This window comes from Microcystis sp. M53598_WE2 (assembly GCF_030067735.1).
GTDB classification, from domain to species: Bacteria; Cyanobacteriota; Cyanobacteriia; order Cyanobacteriales; family Microcystaceae; genus Microcystis; species Microcystis aeruginosa.
In genome coordinates, this window is sequence record NZ_JASJFE010000108.1 from 1 (window position 1) to 4,547 (window position 4,547).

Genomic DNA, 4,547 nt, shown 5'->3' on the forward strand with positions numbered 1-4,547 from the left:
GGGTTATTATGTGCTTTTTTGAACAGCAATGGTTGAAACCCTTGCCACACCTACAAGGTAATCCTAATTAAGACGGGTAAATCAGTCAATTTCACCCACAACGATGATCTTTTTTTTGTGTAGTTTTATTGCAAAAAAAAAGTTTTTTTGACAAAAAGCACAAAGCATGATATGTAACCAACGTATTTCTGGCTGCCAGTAGTTATTGCAGAGTGGGAGTTGAGGAGTATTTCCAGTAATCAGTGGACTGAAAACGCAAATCTGATAACTGATGACTGATGACCCTCTTTTCTTTCCTCTGGCATCAAAATGGTTTCCCAACGCAAGGTGACAGCCATCATAATTTGGTTGGCAATCTTACCGATGTCGTTTTTGACCGCGCTGCCCTGAGCTCAGCGTTCGAGAAAAGCTCACGCCGAGATCCGAACGGTGCGTTCATCCGGCGATGACTGGGTTTTTTAAGCGGTTGCTTACCCTGCCCGCTATTCTTAATAGCATACATCATATAAAGTCGCCCTAAAAGAGCGAGGCTTTAAACCCAATTTTTCGGTAAGTTTTGACGAAATATTGGGTGAGGATGTGTAAATCCGATGTGAATCCCTAGTCAGGGAGAATAATGTAAAGATTTATTAAATTGTAGCGTAGGATACTGTGCGGGGGGTAGAGTGTATTTTTGTTTTCAATAGTTAGGGAGAGATTAAGTTAAGATTTGTGACAAGATCGAGACAAACCAGAATTAATAGTTCCAGTGGTTCAGGGAGATGAACTGATTAGCAAGGGGGACGTTAGCAGTTTCGAGATTGGCGATTGCCTTGACAATTGCCTTGAAGCCCATATTTTTTAAGAGGTTAGCGTTACGGTAAACCGCGAAGATCCCCGAATGGTTTGGATTCGCTTGGTGCAACTCTTCAAAGTCATCGCAGTTATGAGTTAGCAGAATCCGATTTTCCTGTATAGCATAGTCAAGTACGACATTATCTGTGCAGCCAGCCAAACCAATTTCATTGATCGTCAGTACGTCATGATCAGCAGCCGTAAGTAACTTAACCAGAAGTTGGGATTGCGAGTCCTCATCAAGCAATAATCTTAGGCTCAATACTAATCCCCTTTGCTTCCAGACGGTGGCGTTCTTCTTCCGCTTCTTGCTTGAGTAGCTGCTGATTAGCCTCGCAGTAGTCAATTGCTTCGTAGATGGCAGCCAGGGGTAACTCCCAATTAAGGGCTGCTTCTTGAGGAGTCATGTCATTGACAATCATATCTGACCAGACATCAAAAGCTTTCAGCCTCCTGCCTTGAAAACAAAGCTGTTGTCGCCAAGGATGAGGACGTTTCTCTAAATACTGCCATTGAGTTTTCGCTACGTTGGTGGTCATGCTGATGCCTTGATAAGGTCTCTTATCCCCAGTTTATCATCTGGTTGATGGGAGGTAATCGGGCTTAATTTGGTTAGCGATCGAGTTGAGAGTCCGTCAAGGGAGAAGGCAAAGGCGAATAGGACATACTGCGTCACAATATCTCACGGAATGAGGATAGGTCGCCTAAGAAGGGGTAAAACAGGAGAAAACAACTTTCCCTGTCAATCCCTAAGCTAGGGAAAAAATGTAAAGATTTATTAAATTGTGTCTTAAAATACTTTCTTTATGGGGATAGTGTGAATTATTATGTTGTCTGCCTTTGGGGTTGGGTGGGGCTGTTTAAGCGGTTGATTGATATAATGACAATGTATTTACCAAGCAGTCAAAAATGTTGCTGAAAATCGTACAAATCGGCAATTCTCAAGGAATTACAATTCCTCAAGCGATTATGGAACAGTGCGAACTCACTGATGAAGTCGAAGCGATAGTCGAAGGTAAAAAAATTATTCTGAGTGCTAAAAAGAAGGTGAGAGAGGGGTGGGCTGAATTATTTGATGACGAACCGCTCGAAGCAGAGTTACAGGATTGGTTAGGAGTGGAAAACGAGTTCGAGCAAGAAAATCTATGGTAGAAAGATTTGCTGTGGTTCTAGTGGAACTCGATCCGACTAGGGGTTCCGAACTGCAAAAAACCCGACCTTGTGTTATTGTTTCCCCTAGCGAGATTAATGCTCGGTTGAGAACAGTAGTCGTCGCTCCCATCACCAGCACAGTCAAAAAATACCCCACCAGAATCCCGATTGACCAAGAAAATGTGCGAGGTAGTATTGCCTTAGACCAAATTAGAGCGATCGACAAAACCCGAATCGTCGCTCAAATTAGCCGTCTTGACGAACAAATGGCAATGTTAGTGGCTGATCGCTTGGTTGAATTTTTTCACTACTAATTTTTGGATTATAGTTCGCAAAGAGGAAATATCTCAATTGTCCCCAGTGAATCGCTGCTAGGGAGAGGAATGTAAAGATTTATTATTTTGTAACTTTTAATACAGTTGTGGGGGGGTGAGTGTGTATTGTTGTTTTGTCCGCCTTTGGTGTTGGGTTGTTGCTTGACCTAGCTGCGAGGGGGAGCGATCGCACTTTGAGGAGATACATTAATGAAAACAAGTGTAATATACATAACGGCTGTATTAACTTTATTGGGACTAACTGTGTCTCGACAAGCTAAAACATTTAACTTAAGTGAAAACAAAGACTTTTTAATAGCTCAATCTGGTCAAGTATATAAGTGTATAAATGATCATGACAGATTTTCGATAGTGCCAGGTATTCCTGGTGCAACTTTTAGTAGGATTAGTTGCCTGATCCCCGCAAAATTGGTAAAAAGATGTATGCAAAAAACTATTTTGGATAAAACTTTCCAGCGTTGTTATTTAGCCATACCACCTTTAGATGGTGTTCCAGTCAATACATATTATTCCATACGGGCTGATCGTTCGGGATATCCCACATTTTTTACTATCGATTAATTTACAGGAATATCTATCCATGTATCGATTAGTGTGGGAATCTCTGATACCTCAATATTTTTGAGAACTTGTTTCATGGCTTAAGTGCGATCGCATCGCCTGTAGGTTGGGTTGACGCAAGGAAACCCAACTTCCATATTCATATTAAAATAAGAGATAAGTTTTCAAAAATTCTGAACCTGATGAAAATCAAAGCTATTATTCATCCAGCCGAAGAAGGCGGTTACTGGGCTGAAGTTCCCGCTCTGCCCGGTTGTATAACAGAAGGAGATAGTATGGACGAAGTTGTCGATAACCTCCAAGATGCCATACAAGGCTGGTTAGAAGTTGCCAATGAAAGCAAACAACCTGAATCTAGGTCAGAAGTGATTGAAATTGCTGTATGAAATCAATATCAGGGAAAAAACTCTGTAAAATTGTCGAAAAAAAAGGTTGGATACTCAAAAAAATTACCAGTAGTCACCATATTTATGAAAAGGAGGATGAAGATAAAATTCTATCTATTCCTGTACACCGCAATCAGGACTTAAAAATTGGAACTTTAAAATCAATTATGAAAATAGCTCGATTATCGGAAGATGACTTATAAGCTTTCGTAGGGTGCGTTAATGTTAATGTAACGCACCATCAATTTCCTAATATTCGGTGGGTTACGCTGTCGCTAACCCATCCTACAGTGCTACAATGCTACAGTAGCTACGATAAAGTTTACTTCTTACTGATGTCCGAGGTTATAATGGTCAAAGAGTTCGGGCTTATGTTGTTGCAGTCTTAGAAGGTGATTATGATATTGGTTGGTCGCTTAATAGTGATGGCAGTTTTGACCTGATTGCTGATTTATGGGGAGTAGCCCAGAAGCACGGCCAAACTGAAAAGAAATTAATCTAATCAATAGCCACAATGAAGGTACAGCCAAATGAGTCAAGTCTTAACCCTAGAATTGAGCGATGAAGTCTATGCCGCCTTGCAACAGCAAGCTAAAATATTAGGTATCGACCTGTCAGAATTAGTAACAACTTCCCTCGAACGACAGTATCGCTTAACAAAAGCTAAAGACCAACGCACGGAAGCCGAAAAAGAAGCAGCACGTCAACGCTTTCGAGCGCACGCTGGCTCAATTAGCGGCTATCCGACAGGAGCAGATAATGAAAGCATTGATGCTGACTTAGGGAGAGAGTATGGAGATACTCATGAGGAGACATCAAATCGGTGATACTCCTCGATACTTCTGGGTTGCTTTGCTATGTCTATCGTGATCAACCAGGACATGAAGAAGCTGTCCAATTGTTAGATAGTGCAGGTAAAAGCATCACCCACAGTTACGTTTTAGCAGAGTTAGTTGCTCTAGCTCAAGTTCGGCGTTACCCGCGTTTAGCTACCCTAGAATTTATCACCGATTTGCTAGAAAATCCAGATATCGAGACAGTTTGGATAGATGAGCCTTTACATCGTGCTGCGGTCAAACTATTGATGGCACGGCAAGATAAGACTAGAACTCTTGCAAATTAATTATATGTTATAATGATGGGTTAACTAATTTTCCCCAAAAAAATTAGTTAATCAGTACATTCGTCCTGAATGAAAACTTGAAGTTTAACTTTTAACTCAAAACTCTTTAGAGCTGCTTTAATTTGGTTATCAAAACCTCTTTATTTAAGCGGCACA

The 4,547-nt window shown here is 41.0% G+C and carries 9 protein-coding genes and 1 pseudogene; 8 read left to right on the top strand and 2 right to left on the bottom strand.

Going from position 1 to position 4,547, the window contains the following annotated elements; translation table 11 throughout:
- Positions 1-736: 736 nt before the first annotated feature.
- On the bottom strand, positions 737-1,096 hold the full coding sequence (locus PX636_RS02515) for a DUF5615 family PIN-like protein (protein ID WP_125732630.1): 360 nt from the start codon (positions 1,094-1,096) through the stop codon (positions 737-739).
- On the bottom strand, positions 1,074-1,373 hold the full coding sequence (locus PX636_RS02520; RefSeq protein WP_002796815.1) for a hypothetical protein: 300 nt from the start codon (positions 1,371-1,373) through the stop codon (positions 1,074-1,076). Before PX636_RS02520 ends, PX636_RS02515 begins: the two co-directional genes overlap by 23 nt.
- Positions 1,374-1,743: 370 nt before the next feature.
- Here PX636_RS02520 and PX636_RS02525 point away from each other — a divergent pair, with 370 nt between their 5' ends.
- From PX636_RS02525 to PX636_RS02560, 8 genes and pseudogenes are all read left to right on the top strand, one after another.
- Positions 1,744-1,986 (top strand): AbrB/MazE/SpoVT family DNA-binding domain-containing protein, encoded by a 243-nt coding sequence (locus PX636_RS02525; protein ID WP_041803993.1) that lies wholly within the window; start codon positions 1,744-1,746, stop codon positions 1,984-1,986.
- Positions 1,980-2,300, top strand: coding sequence for a type II toxin-antitoxin system PemK/MazF family toxin (locus PX636_RS02530; protein WP_002784949.1), 321 nt, complete (start codon positions 1,980-1,982; stop codon positions 2,298-2,300). Before PX636_RS02525 ends, PX636_RS02530 begins: the two co-directional genes overlap by 7 nt.
- Positions 2,301-2,510: 210 nt before the next feature.
- The gene (locus tag PX636_RS02535) at positions 2,511-2,882 is read left to right on the top strand and encodes a hypothetical protein (protein WP_288116135.1); all 372 of its coding nucleotides are present in this window, start codon (positions 2,511-2,513) and stop codon (positions 2,880-2,882) included.
- A 182-nt stretch (positions 2,883-3,064) separates the two neighbouring features.
- The gene (locus tag PX636_RS02540; protein WP_002734086.1) at positions 3,065-3,268 is read left to right on the top strand and encodes a type II toxin-antitoxin system HicB family antitoxin; all 204 of its coding nucleotides are present in this window, start codon (positions 3,065-3,067) and stop codon (positions 3,266-3,268) included.
- Positions 3,265-3,471, top strand: coding sequence for a type II toxin-antitoxin system HicA family toxin (locus tag PX636_RS02545; protein WP_002741035.1), 207 nt, complete (start codon positions 3,265-3,267; stop codon positions 3,469-3,471). Before PX636_RS02540 ends, PX636_RS02545 begins: the two co-directional genes overlap by 4 nt.
- Before the next feature lie 131 nt (positions 3,472-3,602).
- Positions 3,603-3,755: pseudogene (locus tag PX636_RS02550) on the top strand (DUF1257 domain-containing protein); the annotation flags it as partial.
- 43 nt (positions 3,756-3,798) lie between these two features.
- On the top strand, positions 3,799-4,095 hold the full coding sequence (locus tag PX636_RS02555) for a hypothetical protein (RefSeq protein ID WP_002753598.1): 297 nt from the start codon (positions 3,799-3,801) through the stop codon (positions 4,093-4,095).
- A complete protein-coding gene (locus PX636_RS02560; protein WP_288116137.1) occupies positions 4,092-4,391 on the top strand; it encodes a type II toxin-antitoxin system VapC family toxin in 300 nt (99 codons plus the stop codon). Before PX636_RS02555 ends, PX636_RS02560 begins: the two co-directional genes overlap by 4 nt.
- The last annotated feature ends 156 nt before the right edge of the window (positions 4,392-4,547 follow it).